Source organism: Streptomyces chlorus, from assembly GCF_042655885.1.
In the GTDB taxonomy this organism is placed as follows: domain Bacteria; phylum Actinomycetota; class Actinomycetes; order Streptomycetales; family Streptomycetaceae; genus Streptomyces; species Streptomyces chlorus.
The window spans coordinates 181,494-202,271 of the sequence record NZ_JBHSOA010000053.1 but is presented as its reverse complement, the minus strand read 5'-3'; the positions used below and the strand labels follow the sequence as shown (position 1 = coordinate 202,271).

The 20,778-nt window shown below is 71.6% G+C and carries 16 protein-coding genes; 12 read left to right on the top strand and 4 right to left on the bottom strand.

The genetic code is table 11. The features are described from left to right. Positions 1-304 precede the first annotated feature (304 nt). The 11 genes from ACFPZI_RS24735 to ACFPZI_RS24685 all read left to right on the top strand — a co-directional run bounded on the left by ACFPZI_RS24735 (position 305) and on the right by ACFPZI_RS24685 (position 13,760). Positions 305-1,885, top strand: coding sequence for a S8 family peptidase (locus ACFPZI_RS24735; RefSeq protein WP_381366883.1), 1,581 nt, complete (start codon positions 305-307; stop codon positions 1,883-1,885). A 264-nt stretch (positions 1,886-2,149) separates the two neighbouring features. Beyond that, on the top strand, positions 2,150-3,430 hold the full coding sequence (locus tag ACFPZI_RS24730) for a DUF4190 domain-containing protein (RefSeq protein ID WP_381366880.1): 1,281 nt from the start codon (positions 2,150-2,152) through the stop codon (positions 3,428-3,430). A gap of 147 nt (positions 3,431-3,577) precedes the next feature. Beyond that, positions 3,578-4,330 (top strand): GntR family transcriptional regulator, encoded by a 753-nt coding sequence (locus ACFPZI_RS24725; protein WP_381366877.1) that lies wholly within the window; start codon positions 3,578-3,580, stop codon positions 4,328-4,330. A gap of 378 nt (positions 4,331-4,708) precedes the next feature. Next, positions 4,709-4,897: an SPOR domain-containing protein gene (locus ACFPZI_RS24720; protein ID WP_326754558.1), complete on the top strand. Its 189-nt coding sequence runs from the start codon at positions 4,709-4,711 to the stop codon at positions 4,895-4,897. A gap of 102 nt (positions 4,898-4,999) precedes the next feature. Next, entirely contained in the window at positions 5,000-5,401 is a 402-nt protein-coding gene (locus tag ACFPZI_RS24715; protein WP_381366874.1) for an NUDIX hydrolase, read from the top strand. Positions 5,402-5,626: 225 nt separating this feature from the next. Continuing rightward, positions 5,627-7,087 (top strand): nitronate monooxygenase, encoded by a 1,461-nt coding sequence (locus ACFPZI_RS24710; protein ID WP_381366871.1) that lies wholly within the window; start codon positions 5,627-5,629, stop codon positions 7,085-7,087. 198 nt (positions 7,088-7,285) lie between these two features. Further along, positions 7,286-7,693: an ATP-binding protein gene (locus tag ACFPZI_RS24705; protein ID WP_381366940.1), complete on the top strand. Its 408-nt coding sequence runs from the start codon at positions 7,286-7,288 to the stop codon at positions 7,691-7,693. A 290-nt stretch (positions 7,694-7,983) separates the two neighbouring features. Then, complete coding sequence (locus ACFPZI_RS24700) at positions 7,984-10,791, top strand: SpoIIE family protein phosphatase (RefSeq protein WP_381366869.1); 2,808 nt, start codon at positions 7,984-7,986, stop codon at positions 10,789-10,791. Positions 10,792-10,858: 67 nt separating this feature from the next. Beyond that, positions 10,859-11,440: a GNAT family N-acetyltransferase gene (locus ACFPZI_RS24695; protein ID WP_381366866.1), complete on the top strand. Its 582-nt coding sequence runs from the start codon at positions 10,859-10,861 to the stop codon at positions 11,438-11,440. A gap of 84 nt (positions 11,441-11,524) precedes the next feature. Continuing rightward, positions 11,525-12,688, top strand: a complete 1,164-nt coding sequence (locus ACFPZI_RS24690) for a glycoside hydrolase family 18 protein (protein WP_381366863.1) — start codon at positions 11,525-11,527, stop codon at positions 12,686-12,688. A 115-nt stretch (positions 12,689-12,803) separates the two neighbouring features. Then, the gene (locus ACFPZI_RS24685) at positions 12,804-13,760 is read left to right on the top strand and encodes a class I SAM-dependent methyltransferase (RefSeq protein WP_381366861.1); all 957 of its coding nucleotides are present in this window, start codon (positions 12,804-12,806) and stop codon (positions 13,758-13,760) included. A gap of 147 nt (positions 13,761-13,907) precedes the next feature. Here ACFPZI_RS24685 and ACFPZI_RS24680 read toward each other — a convergent pair whose 3' ends face one another. The 4 genes from ACFPZI_RS24680 to ACFPZI_RS24665 all read right to left on the bottom strand — a co-directional run bounded on the left by ACFPZI_RS24680 (position 13,908) and on the right by ACFPZI_RS24665 (position 17,932). Then, positions 13,908-14,684 (bottom strand): succinate dehydrogenase/fumarate reductase iron-sulfur subunit, encoded by a 777-nt coding sequence (locus tag ACFPZI_RS24680; protein ID WP_381366858.1) that lies wholly within the window; start codon positions 14,682-14,684, stop codon positions 13,908-13,910. Further along, entirely contained in the window at positions 14,681-16,660 is a 1,980-nt protein-coding gene (locus ACFPZI_RS24675; protein ID WP_381366855.1) for a fumarate reductase/succinate dehydrogenase flavoprotein subunit, read from the bottom strand. Before ACFPZI_RS24675 ends, ACFPZI_RS24680 begins: the two co-directional genes overlap by 4 nt. An 81-nt stretch (positions 16,661-16,741) precedes the next feature. Next, positions 16,742-17,578 carry a hypothetical protein gene (locus ACFPZI_RS24670; RefSeq protein WP_381366852.1) on the bottom strand — a complete coding sequence of 279 codons (837 nt, stop codon included), beginning with the start codon at positions 17,576-17,578 and terminating at the stop codon, positions 16,742-16,744. Between the two features lie 60 nt (positions 17,579-17,638). Next, a complete protein-coding gene (locus ACFPZI_RS24665; protein WP_381366849.1) occupies positions 17,639-17,932 on the bottom strand; it encodes a hypothetical protein in 294 nt (97 codons plus the stop codon). A 300-nt stretch (positions 17,933-18,232) separates the two neighbouring features. On the opposite strand from ACFPZI_RS24665, the gene ACFPZI_RS24660 reads away from it, so the two are divergent. Further along, entirely contained in the window at positions 18,233-20,659 is a 2,427-nt protein-coding gene (locus ACFPZI_RS24660; RefSeq protein WP_381366847.1) for an ABC transporter family substrate-binding protein, read from the top strand. The last annotated feature ends 119 nt before the right edge of the window (positions 20,660-20,778 follow it).

Below are 20,778 nucleotides of genomic sequence, written 5' to 3'. Positions count from 1 at the left end.
GTCGTGTACGGCTCGCCACACCGGCTCGGCGATGTCGCTCTCCTGGCTCCGTGGGCTCCGTGGGCGGGGGAAGCCGGCGGGTCGGTGAACATGTCGCCTGCGTGGCGGGGCTGTTTCGTTCCTGTGGGCCCTCTTGTGCGATTCCTGTGGAACCCTCAATCTTTCGACTGACGCACGCAGTTGTTCCAACAGTGATCATTGACATGAGCACATCACTGTTGTCCGGCTGTGCCACACACGCGGCACGTGCGTCGACAGCACCATCCCCCACAGCAGCGCACCCCGACTGAGGAGGAACCCTCACATGGCGTTGATGCGTCACCCCCACCGAAGACTGGCCACTCTCGGCGTCGCGACCAGCGCGGCGCTCATGGCAGGCCTCGTCTCCGCGCTCCCCGCCGGCGCGGCCCCGGCCGCCGCCGAAGGCAGCATCCAGTACGAGGGCGCTGCGAACGCCGTCAGCGACAGCTTCATCGTGACCCTGAAGGCGGACCGGGCGAAGGCCGGCTCCGCCGAGGGCCGCGCCGTGGCCAAGAAGTACGGCGCCGACATCGAGCGGACCTACACCAAGGCGCTCAACGGGTACGAGATCGAGGCCTCCGAGGCCGAGGCGAAACGTCTCGCCGCCGACCCGGCCGTCGCCTCGGTGGTCCAGAACCGTACCTTCCACACCACCGCCACCCAGGCCAACCCGCCCTCCTGGGGACTGGACCGCATCGACCAGGCGGGCCTGCCGCTGAACAGCTCGTACACCTACCCGGACTCGGCCGGGCAGGGTGTGACGGCGTACATCATCGACACCGGTGTCCGTATCTCGCACAGCGACTTCGGCGGCCGTGCCTCCAACGGCTACGACGCCGTCGACAACGACAACGTCGCCCAGGACGGCAACGGCCACGGCACCCACGTCGCGGGCACCGTCGCGGGCACCGCCTACGGCGTGGCCAAGAAGGCCAACATCGTCGGCGTCCGCGTGCTGAACAACTCCGGCTCCGGCACCACCGCCCAGGTCGTCGCCGGCATCGACTGGGTCGCGCGCAACGCGGTCAAGCCGGCCGTCGCCAACATGTCCCTCGGCGGCGGCGCCGACAGCGCCCTCGACGCGGCCGTGCGCAACGCGGTAAGCGCCGGCGTCACCTTCGTCGTCGCGGCCGGCAACGAGTCCACCAACGCCTCCACCAAGTCCCCGGCCCGGGTGACCGAGGCGATCACCGTCGGCGCCACCACCTCCACCGACGCCCGCGCCAGCTACTCCAACTACGGCTCGGTCCTGGACATCTTCGCCCCGGGTTCCTCCATAGCCTCCACCTGGAACACCAGCGACACGGCCACCAACACCATCTCGGGCACGTCCATGGCGAGCCCGCACGTCGCCGGTGCGGCCGCCCTGCACCTGGCCGCCAACCCCTCGGACACCCCCGCCCAGGTCTCCTCCGCGCTGACCTCCGCCGCCACCAGCGGCGCCGTCGGCAGCCCGGGTACCGGCTCGCCCAACCTCCTGCTGCGGGTCGGGCAGGGCGGCACCACCCCGCCGCCCACCGGTGACCGCTTCGCGAGCACCGAGGGCGTCAACATCGCCGACAACTCCACCGTCGAGACCTCGGTGACCGTCTCCGGCGTCTCCGGCAACGCGCCCTCCAACCTGGGCGTCGAGGTGGACATCACCCACACCTACATCGGCGACCTCCGGGTCCAGTTGGTCGCCCCCGACGGCACGGTGTACACGCTGAAGGCGTCCGGCACCGGCGGCAGCGCGGACGACATCAAGACCACGTACACGGTCAACGCCTCCTCGGAGATTGCGAACGGCACGTGGAAGCTGCGGGTCACCGACACCGCGACATGGGACACGGGCCGGCTGAACGGCTGGGCCCTGCAGTTCTGATCTGACGGGACCGGCCCGCGGGCAGGTACCCGGTCCTTCGTCTCCTTCCTCGTCCTCGTGGTCGGGCTCCGGGTCGGTGATCCGGTCGTCCGCCACGGGGACGAGGTAGGTGTGCGAGAGGTGTGACGGGCTCGGTCCGGCCCCAACAGGGGTACCCCCACTGCCCCGTCCGGCCGCGCTTACGATGCGCGGAGCCGCATGTCGGCCCGCACCAGCGCATGCACCTCTCCGCAGCAGCACGGCAGAACCAGGAGCACGGTCCTCGTGTCCATACCCCCGCCCTTCGGGCCCCAGCAGCCCGAGGGCTCCCAGGGGCAGTACCCCCAGGGCCAGTACCCCACTCCCCAGCCCCAAGGGGCGTATCCACCACCGCAGTTCTCCCAGGGCCCGCACAGCCCTCAGGGTTCGTCCGGCCCCCACGGCCCCCACGGCCCCCACGGCCCGTACGGGTTCCGGCCCCCGCCCCCCACCAACGGTCTCGCCATCGCCTCGCTCGTCTTCGGCATCCTGTGGATCGTGCCGTTCCTCGGGCTCGTGCTGGGGCTCGTCGCGCTGCGGCAGATCCGCCGACGGGGGGAGCAGGGCCGGGGCATGGCGATCGGCGGGGCCGTGATGTCCGCCGCCGGAATGGTGGCATGGGTGGGGATGGTCCTCTCCGGCGCCGCGGCCGACTTCTGGGACGACCTCCAGGTGACGCGCGGCAACGAGATCTCGACCCTGGAGAAGGGCGAGTGCTTCGACTCGCCCGACGGTCTGGTGGGCTGGGCGTCCGAGGCCGACCGGGTGCCGTGCGAGGGGGAGCACGACGGGGAGGTCTTCGGCGTCGTCCTCCTGTCCGACGGCGCCTACCCGGGCGCCACCGACATCGCCGAGACCGCCGACGACCGGTGCTACGCCCTCCAGGACGCCTACGCCATGGACGGCTGGGCCCTGCCGGCCGACGTGGACGTGTACCACCTCACCCCGTCCAGGGACAGCTGGCGCTACGGCGACCGCGTGATCACCTGTGTGTTCGGCAACCGGGACGAGAACGCCGCCCTCACCGGTTCGCTGCGCCAGGGCGAGACCACGCTCGACGCGCACCAGGTGGCCTATCTGAAGAGCACGCACGTCATCAACGCGGCGCTGGAGAAGGCCCCCGAGTCGGAGTTCGTCGAGGACGACCTGCCCGGCCACAAGGAGTGGGCCCGGGAGATCTCCGGGGCGCTCGCCGGGCAGAGCGGGATGCTGCGGGAGCACGAGTGGCCCGCCGACGCCGAGGGTCCGGTGACGGATCTCGCCGATGACCTCGAGAAGGCCGAGGCCGCGTGGGCGAAGGCCGCCGAGGCCAAGGACGCGGACACCTTCTACGAGCACTACGACAAGGGCTGGGAGCTCATCGACCCCCAGCAGTCGGTCACCGCACGCGAGGCGCTGGGCCTGGCCACCACTCCGCCCACGTACGACGAGGACGGGGGCGAAGGCGGTGGCGGGGACGAGGACGGGACGGAGGACGGGACCGGGGACGGAGACGGCGGTGCCGATGAGGACCGTATCGAGGTGTGAGGCACGCCATAGCGGGGAGAAAGAGCCTGCGTAAAGACCCCCGCCGGGATCTGTCATCACATCGAGTGATTCTTTGGCCTTCACTTGCCTGGCACAACCTGCGGTTGCCACGCTGTCGCTGTCTGTACAACCTGATGGGAGCGGCCAGTGACATTCGGTGAGCAGCCGGCGTATCTGCGCGTCGCGGGTGATCTCCGTAAGAAGATCGTCGACGGTCGGCTGCCCCCGCACACCCGCCTCCCGTCCCAGGCGAGGATCCGTCAGGAGTACGGCGTCTCCGACACGGTCGCGCTGGAGGCGCGCAAGGTGCTCATGGCGGAGGGTCTCGTGGAGGGCCGCTCCGGTTCGGGGACGTACGTCCGTGAGCGGCCCGTGCCCCGACGCGTGGCCCGTTCCGGATTCCGTCCGGAGCGTGGCGCCACCCCGTTCCGGCAGGAGCAGGCGGACGGGGACGTGCGCGGTACCTGGGAGTCGAGCAGCGAGCAGGCCGACGCCTGCGGGGCCATCGCCGAGCGGCTCGAGGTCGAGCCGGGGGACAGGGTGATGCGCACCCGGTACCTCTTCCGGGAGGCAGGCGAGCCGATGATGCTCTCCACTTCCTGGGAGCCGCTCGCCCTGACCGGCCGGACGCCCGTGATGCTGCCCGAAAAGGGCCCTCTCGGCGGCATGGGCGTGGTCGAGCGCATGCGCGCCATCGACGTGATCGTGGACAACGTGACCGAGGAGGTCGGCGCCCGCCCCGGCCTCGCCGAGGAACTGATGCTGCTCGGCGGTGTCCCCGGCCATGTCGTCCTGGTCATCCAGCGCACGTACTACGCCTCGGGCCGCCCGGTCGAGACGGCCGACGTGGTGATCCCCGCCGACCGGTACCGGGTCGCGTACCACCTCCCGGTGAAGTAGCCGGACCGGCGGCCGTCACGGACCGCGACCCCGAGCCGTCGCCGACCCCGAAGCGCTCCCTCTGCGCCCCGTCCGGGCGTCCGCTCGCCCGGACGGGCAGCGGCACGCCCGTTCGGGCGCCGTACGAATCTGGCCGTTCTCGCAGGTGACCCCCGAGTGGCGGGCGTGGGGGCGACATGCCCCTGACCGGATGCATCGAACTCGCATACGGCGCATTCGCTGCGATGCGCCCCCTGCGTACTGGCTGGTTGCGTACCTCTTTGTGTAAAGCCATATTCGCTGCGTGAAGGTAAGGCGTAGGCTCGGGCATATGCGGACTGGGGATTCCTTACCGGGTGGGGCGCGGCACGGATCGCGGACGGGAAGCGGAGGGGCGCGATGAACGACAGCACGGCCACGCTTCCCTGGCTCGTGGTGCGACAGGACGACAACGGCAACCGCTATCGCGTGGGCCGGTACGCGACCCGCGCCGAGGCGCAGAAGATCGCGGACAGTCTCGACGGCCGCGGGCACAAGCAGCTGTACTGGGTCGAGCGCATCGGGCGGAACGCGACACCCGCCGACTGATCTCCCAAGAGCTGAGCGCCCCGCCCCCGCCCCCCCCCGTCGGCCGGCCGCCGCCCCGCTAAGGTCCTGCCCGACCAGGTTTCCCATGGCGAAGGCGGAGTGATGTCGGCCCTGATCGACACGGTGGCGTGGGTGTGTGTGGAGGGCGGCAGGATTCTCTGCGCGCGGCCACGGGGAAAGGACGTCTTCTACATCCCCGGCGGCAAGCGCGAGGGCGCGGAGAGCGACCTGGAGACCCTGCTGCGTGAGATCGAGGAAGAGCTGACGGTTCTGCTCGACCCGCAGACCGCTGCCCATGTGGGGACGTACGAGGCCGGCGTGCCCGGCCTCCCGGACGGTGCCGTCGTGCGGATGGCCTGCTACACGGCCGAGTACCGGGGGGAACTGATCCCGAGCAGTGAGATCGAGGAGGTGGCCTGGTTCTCGTACGCCGACCGGGACCGGGTGCCTCCTGTCGACCAGTCGCTCTTCGACGATCTGGCCGCTGCCGGCGAACTCGCGTAGTCCACCCGCTTCACGTAGCCACCCGTTCCCGCCCTCGTCCCCGCCCCCCGTCCCCGCCCGAGGGCCGTCCTGCCTGCTCGCAGATCCTCAGGGGCACCCGGGTGCACGCATGTACCTACGGTGCCGTAAGTTACGGTACCGAAGGTTGGCTTCCGCGGCACTGAGGAACTGAGGCACTGCGGCCCTGTGGGCTTGCGGCACCGCGGCGAACGTGAGTGAGGGTCCATGAACGCACCCCGGACGACGTCCGAACTGCCCTGGCTGATCCAGGGAGGAATGGGCGTGGGGGTGTCCGGGTGGCGGCTCGCCCGGACCGTCGCGCGGACCGGGCAGTTGGGTGTCGTCTCCGGTACGGCCCTCGACACCCTGCTGATCCGGGGGCTGCAGTCCGGCGATCCGGGAGGGCACCTCAGGAGGGCGCTGGCTGCCTTTCCCGTACCGGAACTCGCCGGGCCGATCCGGGACCGGTACTTCGTGGAGGGCGGGATCCGGGAAGGTGAGCGGTTCGCGGCCACGCCTCTGATGACGGCCGCCGAGACGTGCCCGTCCCGGCCGCTGACCGTCGTCGCCAACTTCTGCGAAGTGTGGCTGGCCAAGGAGGGACACGGCGGTCCGGTCGGCGTCAACTACCTGGAGAAGGTCCAGTTGGCCACCCTCCCGGCGATGTTCGGGGCGATTCTGGCCGGTGTGGACTACGTCCTGGTCGGCGCGGGCATTCCCGCCGGGATCCCCCGGATCGCGCGCGGGCTCGCCCGGCGGGAGCCGGTTCTCGCCCGGGTGGACGTGGACGGCGACGACCAGCCGCACGAGCTCCGCTTCGACCCTGCTCCGGTGCTGCGCGGGGCCGACCCCGGTCCGTTGCGCCGGCCCCGGGTCCTGGCCATCGTCTCGCTGCCCGCCCTGGCCGCGTATCTGAACCGCGACGAGGAGACCAGGCCGGACGGATTCGTCGTCGAGGGGCACAGCGCGGGCGGCCACAGCGCCCCGCCCCGCGGACCCCTGCGCCTGGACGAGCACGGTGACCCCGTCTACGGTCCCCGGGACACGCCCGACTTCGCGAGGATGGCCGCTCTCGGTCTGCCGTTCTGGATCGCGGGCGGCCAGTGCGGACCGGAGCAGGTCCGCCGGGCCAGGGCGCTGGGCGCGGCGGGCGTTCAGGTCGGCAGCGTCTTCGCGCTCTGCAAGGAGTCGGGCCTGGAGGAGGGGCTGCGGCGGGAGCTGATCGAGCGTGAACTCGCGGGCGAGCTGACGGTGCGTAATGATCCGGCGGCCTCCCCGACCTCCTTCCCGTTCAAGGTCGCCGACCTGCCGGGCACCCTCGCCGACGCGGGGACGAATGCCGTCCGTACCCGCGTCTGCGACCTGGGCTATCTGCGGACCCTGTACCGGACCGACGGCGGCACCATCGGCTACCGCTGCCCGGCGGAGCCCCCCGCCGCCCATGTCCGCAAGGGCGGAACCCTCGAGGAGACGGAGGGCCGGCAGTGTCTGTGCAACGGGCTGCTCGCCGCCGTCGGGCTGGGCCAGCGCCGCCCGAGGGGTGTGGTGGAACCACCCGTCGTCACCATCGGCCAGGACCTGGGCTTCCTGCGGCACATCGCCCCGGACGGTGGTGAGTACAGCGCCGAGGCAGGGGTGCGCTGGCTGTCCGCCGGACTGGTGGAAGAAGCCTCCGCGCCCGTGTGAGCGCCGGAGCGCGGAGCAGCCGGTGGCGGCCGGGGCGCGCGGCGGCGGGGCGGGATGGCGGGGCGCGGGAACCGTCCCGCCCCGCGGGTGCCATGATGCGCCGCCGCGGACGGTAATCAGCCCTGAAGGTCGGGTATAAGGCTATTGGTTCCCATCAAGCCCGATATGGGTTGATTCACCGACCGGGAAGTGACGGAAGTGATCCACGTGATCGACATCGAGGGCGACCACGCCACGTGGACCTTCCCCGCGGACCCGAGCGCCGTGGGCGCCGCGCGCTCCACGGTCCGGGCCCAGCTGCACGACTGGGGCCTCGACGGCGTCGGTGACCTCGCGGCCCTGCTGGTCAGTGAACTGGTCACCAATGCCCTGCGGCACGCCACCGGCCCCATAGAGGTCTGCCTGCTGCGCCCCTCCGACCTCGACCGGGTCCTACGGGTGGAGGTCTCCGACCCGCTGCCGGAACTTCCGCACGAGCGGGTCGCCCGGCCCGGGGACGAGGGCGGACGCGGACTGCAGCTCGTCGCCCGCACCACCCGCCGCTGGGGCACCCGGCCCGGCGACGTCGGCAAGACCGTGTGGTTCGAACTCACCGTGCCGAAGTGAGCGTTCGCCCCCGGCTGAAACGAGGCGCTGTGCCGCTCCTCGCCGGTGTACGTACGGGCCCTCTCTGTCGAACGGCCGGTTCAGGCCCCTGATGGTTGCCGGTGAAGGGGGTTCGATGGGGTGTCCGCTGGTTAGAAGACTGGGAGTGTTCTCACAGTCCGGACCGAAAAGCATCGGGACCGTGCTGTGATCGTGAACACCGTGTTGTGCGGCGCCGTAGTGCTGGATACTGCGGGCAGCCGCCCCCGGTGACCGGTGCCGGACGCGGTGAGCTGGAGGGGACGGTTCGCGTGAGCGAGATACCAGCGAAGGCCACGGAGTCCAAGGACCCGTCGGACGGCGCGAGGGCCGAGGCCGCGGACGGCCTCTCTTCCGGCGATGCCTCGTCCGCTCACTTGTCGGCCACGGACAACTCGGCCAAGGGCACCTCAGTCACGGGCACCTCCTCCGTCGGCGTCACGTCCGGTGGCACCTCGTCCTCCGCCACTCCTTTCCGCGACCTTCTGCCCGCCGGTGACATCCCGTCGGCCGGCGGGATGTGGCAGGTCAGTCCTCCCGGATCCATGTACGACTACATCAGGGTCGCGTCCTTCTCCATCGGCCCCGACGGACTGGTCGACCAGTGGAGCCTGCGCGCCGAGCAGATCTTCGGCATCCCGGCGGAGCGGGCCGTCGGGATGGACCCCATCGCGGCCTTCATCGACCCGGACCGGCGCGAGCGGGGCCAGCGCAAGATGGCCGAGATCCTCGACGGCCGGGAGTGGACCGGGGTCGTCCCCTTCCGGCTCCCCGAGACAAGGGAGGGCGGCGAGCCCGGCGGGGAGGCCCTCGCCGAGGTCTACGTCATGCCGACGCACACCGAGGAGGGCGAGAGGGCGGCCGTCTGCATCGTCGTCGACGTGCGCACCCTGCGCAGTATCGAGACGGATCTCGCCGCTTCGCAGGCCATTTTTGGTCAGTCTCCTTTCGGATTCCTACTGATCGACCCCGACCTGCGGGTCCGCCGCGCCAACGAGCGGTTCGCGTCCATCTTCGGCGGTACGCCCGACGACCACCGGGGCAAGAACGTCCACGACTACCTGCCGCGCGGTGAGGCCGAACGGATCGACGCGACCCTGCGCAGGGTGCTGGACACCGGCGAATCCATCACGGACATGCACGTCACGGGCTTCGTGCCGGGCACCGACGGGCGCCGTCACTGGTCCATCAACCTGTACCGCGTGCACAGCGGCAGCGGCCGCCCCATCGGCATCGCATGGCTGGCGACGGACATCACCGGCCGCCGCGCCGCCGCCCGCGAGGCCGCCGCCGCGCGCCGCAATCTCGCCCTGCTCAACGAGGCCGGTGCCCGGATCGGTAACTCCCTCGACCTGGAGACCACGGCCCGCGAACTCCTCGACGTCGTCGTCCCCGGCTTCTGCGACCTGGCCACCGTCGATCTCTACCAGGGGCTGCTGGCCGGCGACGAGACCCCGCCGGGCCTCGCCGACGGCAGCGCGGAGGTGCGCCGTGTCGCCTTCGCCAGCGCCGTCTCCGACGCGCCGTTCAGCGTCACCGGGGAGCCCGTCAAGCTCGGCGCCGTCCACCACTACGCGTTCAACTCGCCGTGCGCGGACGCCCTGCGCACCGCCCGCCCGCGAGCCGTGCCGGGCGAGGAGGGCGGGCTGGTGCGGTCCACGCTCGCCGTGCCGATGGTCGCCCACGACACGGTGGTCGGCCTCGCCCAGTTCGCCCGTACCAAGGGCAGCGAGCCGTTCGGGGACCGGGACCGAGAACTCGCCGTGGAGCTGGCCGCGCGCGCCGCCGTCTGTATCGACAACGCCCGCCTCTACCGGCGCGAGCACGAACGCGCCCTGATACTGCAGCGATCCCTGCTCCCGCCCGGCGACCCGGAAGCGTCCGGTCTCGACATCGCCTGCCGGTACCTGCCCGGCAGCGCGGCGACCGGCCGGGCCGGCGAGGTCGGCGGTGACTGGTTCGACGTGATCGAACTGCCCGGCCACCGCACCGCGTTGGTCGTCGGGGACGTCATGGGGCGGGGCCTGCGCGCCGCGGTGGCGATGGGTGAACTGCGCACCGCCGTGCGCACCCTGGCCCAGCTCGACCTCGAACCCGCCGAGGTCCTCTCCCAGTTGGACGAGATCGCCCGCGGCCTCGGTGCCCCCGGCGGGGTCCAGCAGGCGACCCGGGCCGCCCGCCGTCCCCGGGAGGCCGACCTCTCCGAGATCTACCTGGCGACCTGCGTCTACGCCGTGTACGACTCGGTGACCAGGCGGTGCACCTTCGCCAACGCGGGCCACCTGCCGCCCGTCCTGGTCGAACCCGGCGAGTCCGCACTGATGCTGGACGTCCCGCCGGGACTGCCGCTCGGCGTCGGGGGGGAACCCTTCGAGGAGGTCGAGGTCGAACTGCCCGAGGGCGCCCTGCTCGCGCTCTACACGGACGGGCTGGTCGAGAGCCGCGACCATCCCCTCGACGAGGGCCTCCGGGCCTTCGTGGGCGCCCTCACCGACCCCGTCCGGCCGTCGGGCGAGGCCCCCTACGACGGCTCGGCGCCACCGCGCGCCGACACCCGGAACCTGGAGGACGTCTGCGACCACGTCCTCAACACCCTCGCCACCCACCACGGCGAGGACGACATCGCGCTGCTCATGGCCAGGGTCCAGGGACTGCCCGCCGACTCCGTCGGCGACTGGGCACTGCCGCGCGAACCCCGCAGCGTGGGCCGCGCCCGTGAGTACGCCCGCACACAACTGCTCGCCTGGGACCTGGAACCCCTCGTCGACACCACGGAACTCCTGGTCAGCGAGCTGGTCACCAACGCCCTGCGGTACGGCGAGGGAGAGATCAGGCTCCGTCTCCTCCTCGACCGCACCCTGGTCTGCGAAGTCTGGGACGCCGGTCTGGTCCAGCCGCGCCGCCGCCGCGCCCGCGACACCGACGAGGGCGGCCGCGGCCTCCAGCTCGTCGGCCTGCTCAGCGCGGCCTGGGGCTCCCGCCGCACTCCCCGCGGCAAGACCGTCTGGTTCGAACTCCCCCTCCCCGGCGCCGACACCACCCTCACCGACCCCGCAGAGGCCCTCCTGAGCCTCTTCTGACCTCACCCGTCTGTTCCCGCCCGGCCCCGCTCCGGAGCCGGGCGGCCCGTCCCCCTACCCTCGCCGTATGCACACGACTCCGACACGCCTGGTGGCCGGCGCCCTCACCCTGCGGCCCTGGAGCCCAAAGGACTCGGCGGGTCTGGTCGAGCTGTACCGGGACGAGGCGCTGCGCCGCTGGACGAGCGAGGCCGTGCACGACGAGGCCGGCGCGGCGCGCTGGGTGACGGCGCAGCAGCGGGGCTGGGAGGCGGGGGACCGCCTCGCGTTCGCCGTGGAGGAGACGCTCGGGGAGACGCCGGCGGAGAAGCGAGCACCCGGCACCGCGGCGCGGCTCGTCGGCAACGTCGTCCTCAAGTACCCGGCCAGGGGCTCGGGTTCCGCCGAGGTGGGCTACTGGACCGCCGCCCACGCGCGGGGCCGGGGAGTGGCCCCGCGCGCTCTGACGGCGCTGACCGACTGGGCGTTCACGGCCTTCGCCCCCGAGGGCCTGACCCGCCTGGAGCTGCTGCACCAGGTCGACAACGTGGCCTCCTGCCGGGTCGCCGAGAAGGCCGGTTTCCTCCTGACCGGCACCCTCCCCGCCGCACCTCCCGCCTTCCCCCTGGACGGGCACGCGCACGTACGGCGCGCGCCCACCGCCGCCTGACCGCAACCGCGGCGCCCCCGTCCTCGTCCTCCTCCCCAAGATCAGCCGCGGGCCGGACGGGGCCGGCGGCGGAGGGGACGCGCGATGTCACGCACGGAGCGTACGGAGCCCATGGGGCCTACGGATCCCGAGTCCACGGAGCCCGCGGAGTCCACGGCGCCCACCCAGCCGGACGAGTCCGGACCCGACGACGCGGAGAACACCCGGCACGGGCAGGGGAAGGGGAGACCGCCCCGGCGTGGGAAGCGCCGGCTCACGTGGGCCGCGTTCGCGGTGATGCTCGTGGTGCTGGTGCCGTTGCTGACCGCCGGGACGGTGCTGCGGGTCAACTTCACCGGTGACCCGGCCGACGGGACGTACACCCGCGGCCGTGACGCCATCTGGCTCGGGCACGCCTGGGTCGACGGGCGGAAGAAGGACGCCGACATCACCGCCCTCGCCCGGCAGCTCGACGGCACCGGAATACGCGACCTGTACGTCCACTCGGGTCCGCTCGAGCACGACGGAAGCCTGCCGAAGTCGGCTTATCCGCGTGCCCGTTGGCTGATCGAGTCGGTGCACCGGGAGATACCCGGCGTCCGGGTCCAGGCCTGGCTCGGCGACATCCTCGCCCCCGAACACCCCGAGGCGCTGCACCTGGAGCGCGCCGAGTCCCGCGCCGCGGTCCTCCGGTCCACCCGGGAGATCCTGGACACCGGCTACGACGGTGTCCACTTCGACCTGGAGCCCCTGCACTCCGGCGACGGCGACTACCTCACGTTGCTCGACGCCCTGCACGAGGAGACGAGCTCCCGCGACGCCCCCCTGTCCGTCGCCGCCCACCAGATCGACCCGCTCCCCGGCTTCCACTCCTTCTGGGGCGCGGTCACCGGCCATCCCAAGTGGTGGTCACAGGAGTTCTTCGGGCAGGTAGCGCGCCGCGTCGACCAGATCGCCGTCATGTCGTACGACACCATGCAGCCGCTGGAGGGCACCTACGGCGGGTACGTCGCCCAGCAGACCGCGCTCGCGCTGGAGGCCACCCCGCCCGGCACCGACCTGCTCATGGGCCTGCCCTTCTTCAAGGAGAACCGGTTCGGCCACTGGGCCCACGCCGAGACCGTCCCCGCCGCCGTCCGCGGGGTGCGGCTCGGGCTGTCCCGCGCCGACGCCGACCGGCCGGACTTCGGCGTCGCCCTCTATGTGGACTTCGCGGCGACGGAGGCGGACTGGGCCGCGTACCGGAAAGACTGGGTGAACACTCCTTGACGGCAGACCGTCGGCCTCGAGAGTTTTCGCAGCAGGGCGGCAACGTTCGTTGTGGGTGTCCGGCCCGCCCTCTACGGTCGGAGCCATCTCCCACCCTTGCGAGGATCACCGACTCATGCGCGCTCTCCTCACCAGCAAGGTCGCCCGGCGCGGCCTGCGTCCGATCGCCGACCTGATCGACCAGCGCATCCAGCGCCAGATCAGACGCGCCCTCGCGGACACCGCGGGCGAACCGCTGCGACAGGAGCTCAGGACGCTGCGCAACCGCCAGCGTCCCCTGGAACTCTTCTTCGACGGGACGGGGCGCGGCGCGTCCCGGCTTCCCTCCGCCTCCCACCTGGAGCGGACCGTCACGGAGCTGACCGGGGTCACCGGGGACCGCGACGGCGCGGAACGCAACGTCGCCCAGGCCTTCCGGCTGCTCATCGCCCTGGAGGCGCTCGGCGTCGGCCGGATCGCCGGCGGCACCATGAACATCTGCGGCAAGCTCTCCGCCGTACCCCTGCTCGATCCGCCGAACGACGAGATCCTCGAGATCGGCACGTTGTACGGCATGTTCGGCGCGGGCCTGATCCGGATGATGGAGCGCGCCGGACGCGATCCGAGGCTGACCATCGTCGACCCGCTCGCGGGGACGCAGCTCCAGCCCGGCACCTCCATGACCGGCGACGTCACCGGCACCCCGGTGCGCGGAGCGGCGGTGCGCGCCAATCTCGCCCTGGCCGGTGCCGCCGGTACGGCGACCCGGATCCAGCAGGGCTTCTCCGAGGACCCCGAGGTGCGGGCCCTGGTCTCCGACCGTTCCTACGGTGTGATCATCGTGGACGGCGACCACTCGGCCGTCGGCGTCGCCGCGGACCTGGAGTGGGCCGAGCGGATCGTGGCGCCCGGCGGCATCGTCGTCCTGGACGACTTCGGGCACCCGAAGTGGCCGGGGATCAAGGAGGCCTTCGACAAGCACATGGCCACCGCCACCAGGCTGACCTTCCTCGGCCAGGTGGCGCACTCCGGCTATCTGCGGGCGGCGCACACCCCGGCAGGCACCCCGGCGGGCACCTCCGGAACCGACTGACCGCCGCCCGCTCCCCGAGCTCCACCCCGGTGACCCCGAGCCCCGGTGACCCCGAGCCCCCGAGCCCCTGAGCCCCTGAGTCCCCGAGCCCCTGAGTCCCCCGGGCCCCCGCGCCCGGGGGCGCCAGGACGTCGGGGGCCCGGGGTGTCAGGAGGGCGCCGACCGGCGCCGGATCTTGGCCCCGAGCCAGACGAGCGGGTCGTACTTGCGGTCCACCGCCCGTTCCTTCAGCGGGATCAGCGCGTTGTCCGTGATCCTGATGCCCTCGGGGCACACCTCCGTGCAGCACTTGGTGATGTTGCAGTAGCCGAGCCCGTGCTCGTCCTGCGCGGTGCGTTTGCGGTCCAGACCGGACTCCTCCGCCGCGTCCAGCGGATGCATGTCCAGCTCCGCCACCCGCATCAGGAACCGCGGCCCGGCGAAGGCCTGCTTGTTCTCCTCGTGGTCGCGGACCACATGGCAGACGTCCTGGCAGAGGAAGCACTCGATGCACTTGCGGAACTCCTGCGACCGCTCCACGTCCTCCTGCGCCATCCGGTACTCGCCGGGCCCCACCCCCTCCGGCGGCACGAAGGCCGGCACCTCGCGGGCCTTCGTGTAGTTGAAGCCGACGTCCGTCACCAGGTCGCGGATCACCGGGAAGGCCCGCAGCGGGGTCACGGTGATCGTCTCGTCCCGGTCGAACACCGACATCCGGGTCATGCACAGCAGCCGCGGGCGGCCGTTGATCTCCGCCGAGCACGAACCGCACTTGCCCGCCTTGCAGTTCCAGCGGACGGCGAGGTCGGGGGCCTGGGTGGCCTGGAGCCGGTGGACGATGTCGAGGACCACCTCGCCGTCGTGCACCTCGACCCGGAAGTCCTCCAGACCGCCGCCCCGCACGTCCCCCCGCCACACCTTGAAGCTGGCCTCATAGCTGCTCACTCGTACAGCTCCTCTTCGGTGAGGTACTTGACCAGCTCCTCCTTCTCGAAGAGGGCGAGCAGGTCGGGGCGGATGGGTTCGGTGGTCTCATGGGTCAGGACGATCTGGCCGCGCTCCGGATCGGTGGCCGCGACGCCGTCCGTCGGATCGGCCATCGCACACAGCAGGTTGACGTTGCGCCAGGCGCGTTCCATCGCGGAGTGGTCCTCGCGGGTGTGGCCGCCGCGCGACTCGGTACGCTCCAGCGCGGCCCGCGCCACACACTCGCTGACCAGCAGCATGTTCCGCAGATCCAGGGCGAGATGCCACCCCGGGTTGAACTGCCGGTGCCCCTCGACACCGGCCCGCCGGGCGCGTCCCCGCAGCTCGGCCAGTTTCCGCAGGGCCTGCTCCATCTCGTGCTCGCGACGGATGATGCCGACCAGGTCGTTCATCGTCTGCTGGAGCTCCTGGTGCAGGGTGTACGGATTCTCCGGCATCCGCGACGGCGGTCCCTCGGCCGGCCCTCCGGACGCCCCCGCCCCCGTCCCCGTCTCCGCTTCCGTCTCCGCCGAGAACGGTCGTAGCGCTTCCGCGGCGGCGGCGTCCACCTGGACGTCGTCCACGCGGGGCCGCTCCTGCCCCTGTCCCGCCGCGTGCTCGGCCGCGTGCCGGCCCGCCCGGCGCCCGAACACCAGCAGGTCGGAGAGGGAGTTGCCGCCCAGCCGGTTGGAGCCGTGCATGCCGCCGGCCACCTCACCGGCCGCGAACAGACCCGGTACCCCGCGCGTCGCCGCCGTGTCCGAGTCGACGGCGATGCCGCCCATCACGTAGTGGCAGGTGGGCCCGACCTCCATCGCCTCCGCCGTGATGTCGACGTCCGCCAGCTCTTTGAACTGGTGGTACATCGACGGCAGCCGGCGCTTGATGACATCGGCCGGCATCCGGGTGGAGACGTCCAGGAAGACCCCGCCGTGCGGGGAGCCGCGGCCCGCCTTCACCTCGGCGTTGATCGCGCGGGCGACCTCGTCGCGGGGGAGCAGTTCGGGGGGACGGCGGTTGTGGTCCGGGTCGTCGTACCAGCGGTCGCCCTCCTCCTCGGACTCGGCGTACTTCTCCTTGAAGACGTCCGGCACGTAGTCGAACATGAACCGCTTGCCCTCGGAGTTGCGCAGCACCCCGCCGTCGCCGCGCACCGACTCGGTGACCAGGATGCCCTTCACCGACGGCGGCCAGACCATGCCCGTCGGGTGGAACTGCACGAACTCCATGTTGAGCAGCGGGGCCCCGGCCAGCAGCGCCAGCGCGTGGCCGTCGCCGGTGTACTCCCACGAGTTCGACGTCACCTTGAACGACTTGCCGATGCCGCCCGTCGAGAGGACCACGGCGGGCGCCTCCAGGACGAAGAAGCGCCCGGACTCCCGTTCGTAGCCGAAGACACCGGAGACGTGGCGGCCGTCCTTGAGCACGCGGGTGACCGTGCACTCCTGGAAGACCTTCAGCCGGGACTCGTAGTCCCCGGTCTCGCGGAAGTCTTCCTGCTGGAGGGCGACGATCTTCTGCTGGAGGGTGCGGATCAGCTCCAGGCCGGTGCGGTCGCCGACGTGCGCGAGGCGCGGGTACTCGTGGCCGCCGAAGTTGCGCTGCGAGATCCGGCCGTCCTTCGTCCGGTCGAACAGCGCGCCCCAGGTCTCCAGCTCCCACACCCGCTGGGGTGCCTCCTGGGCGTGCAGTTCGGCCATCCGCCACTGGTTGAGGAACTTCCCGCCGCGCAGGGTGTCACGGAAGTGGACCTTCCAGTTGTCGCCGGTGTTGACGTTGGCCATGGCGGCGGCGATCCCGCCCTCGGCCATCACGGTGTGCGCCTTGCCGAACAGCGACTTGCAGATCACCGCCGTACGGGCGCCACGCTCGCGTGCCTCGATGGCGGCGCGCAGCCCGGCGCCGCCCGCACCGACCACGACGACGTCCCATTCCTGCCGGTCGACCACGGTCATCTCAAAGGCCCCACTCGTCGGAAACCGTCATAACCTGCCAGAACTCACAGAACTCACAGAAATCGCAGAACGCTCGGAGGGTCAGAAGAAACGCGGATCGTCGAAGGCGCCGGACGCGACGAGATAGACGTAGAGGTCGGCGACCGCCACGCTCACCAGCGACGCCCAGGCGAGCTGCATGTGCCGGGCGTTCAGCCGGCCCACCCACTGCCACATCCGGTAGCGCACGGGATGCCGGGAGAAGTGTTTGAGCTTGCCGCCCACGATGTGCCGGCAGGAGTGGCAGGAGAGGGTGTACGCCCAGATCAGCGCGATGTTGACCAGGAAGACGAGGGTGCCGAGCCCCATGTGGCCCCACGCGTGGTGCTCGTCGCGGAAGGCGAGGGCGGTGTCGTAGGTCAGCACTCCGGCGACCAGGAGTGCCGCGTAGAAGAAGTACCGGTGGATGTTCTGCAGGATCAGCGGGAAGCGGGTCTCCCCGGAGTACTTCTTGTGCGGCTCGGCGACCGCGCAGGCCGGCGGGGACGCCCAGAAGCCCCGGTAGTAGGCCTTGCGGTAGTAGTAGCAGGTCAGGCGGAAGCCGAGCGGGAAGATCAGGATCAGGATCGCCGGCGAGAGGCCCCACCAGCTTCCGAACAGCTCCCAGTTGGGCCCGCCGCGCATCGGCTCGCAGTTCTCGGCGAGGCACGGGGAGTAGAACGGCGAGACGTACGGCGCCGCGTAGTAGTCCGCGTTCGAGAGGGCCCGCCAGGTCGAGTAGACGACGAAGGCGAGCAGACCGGCCGCGGTGGCGGCCGGGGCCAGCCACCAGCGGTCGGTCCGCAGATGCGGAGCGGCGATCGCGGCGCGGGTACCGGTTCTCACACCGGTACGTCGGGGTTGGGGGTCTGTGGCGGGAGGTTCCGTACCAGTGGCCACTTGTCCGCTCCGGTCGGGGTCAGGGGGTGTGGCGGGTCCTGTGAGGTGGGGGTGGGGGGATCAGGGGGCGTGGCGGTCGCGCGCGCCGAGCCCCTCGTCGTCCGTGTCCACCCACAGGGACGGGTCGTACGGCGTGTCGGAGATGGTGACGAGATCGGGCCGCTTCGGTACGCCGGCCGTGGTGGTGACCGTCTCCCGGAGCAGCGCGACGCTCTCGCGCAGATGGTTGGTGTCGGATCGGACGCGGCGCATCTCCAGGCCGTCGCTGCCGAGCTGCTTCTCCAGGCGCCCCACCGACCGGATCAGGTCGTCAAGACTGCGCTGGACGGATGCCAGTTCGTCGTGCACGGACATGACTTGCCCTCACTTCTCGCGGGTCCTTCAGGGTCCTTCAGGCCCAAGGCGGCAACGTTCATGCGCCTGCGAGTGTCGCGCGTCACACCTTGCGCTGTGAAGGGATGTGCATCGATTGGCCGAGGCGTATGGGTGCACCGCGCGGTGTTGTACGCCGTACGGATGACCTTCCGATCCGTGGCCGTCGTGTCGCTCTTGGTTGCCGAACCCTTTCCTCTTCAGTGGCCGCATGCATCAGATGAGATCTAAATACCACCAAAAGTGATCATAACGCCCAAGGCTTCACGGAGGTAACCAGAGATGTCCCACGACGGCGTCGGCCCGCGCGCGGTCATGCGCTCGGTCGCCTTCCTCACCGCGAGCGCGCTCGTGCTGCCCGCGCTGGCCGGATGCAGCTCCGACGACGACGACCCGGCCGGCCGGCCCCTCGCCGGCGGGGACATCGCCCGCGCCGACCGCGCGAGGATCGCCGAAGGCGGCACCCTGCGCTGGGGCGTGGACACCGTCCCGGCCACCCTGAACACCTTCCAGGCCGACGCCGACGCCACCACCACCCGGATCGCCCAGGCCGTGCTGCCGTCGATGTTCTGGATGGACAGCCGGGGACGTCCGGCGCACAATCCCGACTACCTGGAGTCCGCCGAGGTCGTCGAGACCGAGCCCAAGCAGGTCGTCCTCTACAAGCTCAACCAGCAGGCCGTCTGGAGCGACGGCCGGGAGATCGGCGCCGCCGACTTCGCCGCCCAGTGGCGCGCCCTGTCCGGCAAGGACTCCGCCTACTGGACCGCCCGCAACGCCGGCTACGACCGCATCGAGAAGATCGAGCGCGGCAAGGGCGACCTGGAGGTCAAGGTCACCTTCAGCCGTACCTACGCCGACTGGAAGTCGCTGTTCGCACCGCTGTACCCGAAGGACGTCATGGGTACCCCGGACTCCTTCAACGACGGGGCCCGCAGGAAGCTGAAGGTCACCGCCGGCCCGTTCGAGGTGAAGAAGGTCGACCGCGAGGGCGACGAGGTCACCCTCACCCGCAACGCCCGCTGGTGGGGCGAACCGGCCCGGCTCTCCACGATCGTGCTGCGCGAGGTGCCCCGCAACGAACGCATCGCCGCGCTCACCGCCGGAACCCTGGACCTGGCCGAGATCGACGCCACGGCCGCCCGCCGCATCTCCGTCGCCGCCGGCCCGCGGGGCACGAGCCCGAGCGGGAGCACGAGCGGGAGTGCGAGCGGGAGTGCGAGCGCGAGCGGGGGCGCGCCGGGGAGCGACGACAAGGGGAGTGCGCCACTGATGGGTCCCGGAGCCGCGGGTGCCGGGGCCGGGCGGTCCGCGGCGAAGGCCCTGCGCTCCTGGGCCGTCGCGAACGGGTCCGACGAGGAGGCCGCCGACGAGGAGATCTCCGCCCGCGAGAAGCAGCGCGAGGCCGCCGCGGAGCTCACGCGTGAGCGGCGGGCCCTCAGCGGCTTCGAGGTGCGCAAGACGCTGGAGCCCGCCTACACCCAGCTCGCCCTCAACGGAGCCGAGGGCCCCCTCGCCGACGAACGGGTCCGCCGCGCCGTGGCCCGCGCCCTGGACCGGCGGGACCTGGCGGAGGCGGTCCTGAAGCCGCTCGGCCTGCCCGCCGAGCCCGTCGGCAGCCACCTCGCGCTCGCCGGGCAGGCCGCCTACGCCGACAGCAGCGGCGCCCTCGGCGACCAGGACGCCAAGGAGGCGCGGGCCCTGCTCGCGGACGCCGGCTGGGTACCGGGCGGTCCGGTGAAGAAGAAGGAGGAGGACAAGGCCGCCGGCGGGAAGGGCGAGAAAGCGGGGACGTCCGACAAGGACTCGGCCAACGACTCTGGCAACGACTCCGCGAACGGTGCCGACGACGACGGCGCGTACATCGTCGGAGAGGACAACGACGGGGACGCCAAGGACGACGGGGACGCCAAGGACGCCGGGGACGCCGAGGACCACGGTGACACCGAGAGCGACGGGAACAACGGCGACGGCCACCTCGCCCAGGACGGCCCCCAGCACACGCGGCTGAAGCAGGGCAGCCACCCCGGCGCCTACGCCCCCGTGGGCACCGCCGCCCCGGCCCAGGCCGGGAGCGCCCCGCTCGCCAAGGACGGCAAGGCGCTCACGCTCGACTTCGTACTCCCCGCCGGGCCCGGCTCGGAGGTCCTCACCCCCGTGGCCGACCGGATCACGAAGATGCTGGAGCGGGTCGGAATCCGTACGGAGATCACCAAGGTCGACGACGAGAGCTACTTCACGGACCACATCGCCTCCGGGGAGTACGACCTCGCCCTCTACTCCTGGCCCGCGACCGCCTTCCCCGCCACCGACGCCCGCCCCGTCTACGCCAAGCCGGTCCCGGCCGCCGACGGCTCGCTGAACGTCGGGCAGAACTACACCCGCGTCGGCACCGACCAGGTCGACCAGCTCTTCGACCAGGCCCTCGTGACGCTCGACGACACGAAGCGCGCCGAGCTGATCCGCAAGGCGGACGCCCGCATCTGGGCGGCGGCCGGCTCGATCCCCCTCTACCAGCGCCCCCAGCTCACCGCCGCCCGCAAGGACCTGGCCAACGCCGGCGCCTTCGGATTCCGTACCCCGGTCTACGAGGACATGGGCTATCTGAAGAAGGGCGCGCGGGGCCCGTCCGGGACCCCGGGGGAGAAGTCCACCGAGCCGTCCGCCTCCGCCTCGGAGTCGGATGCGGAGGCGGATGCGGAGTCCTGATCAGTTCTGATCACCCCACGTGACGGGCCCGGTGGGCCGGTCCGGACGAGGAGGGCGAGCCCCCGGTGCCGAGGGCCCGTACCATGGGGAGAGGCCGTGGCGTGTTCAGCCCGGCAGGG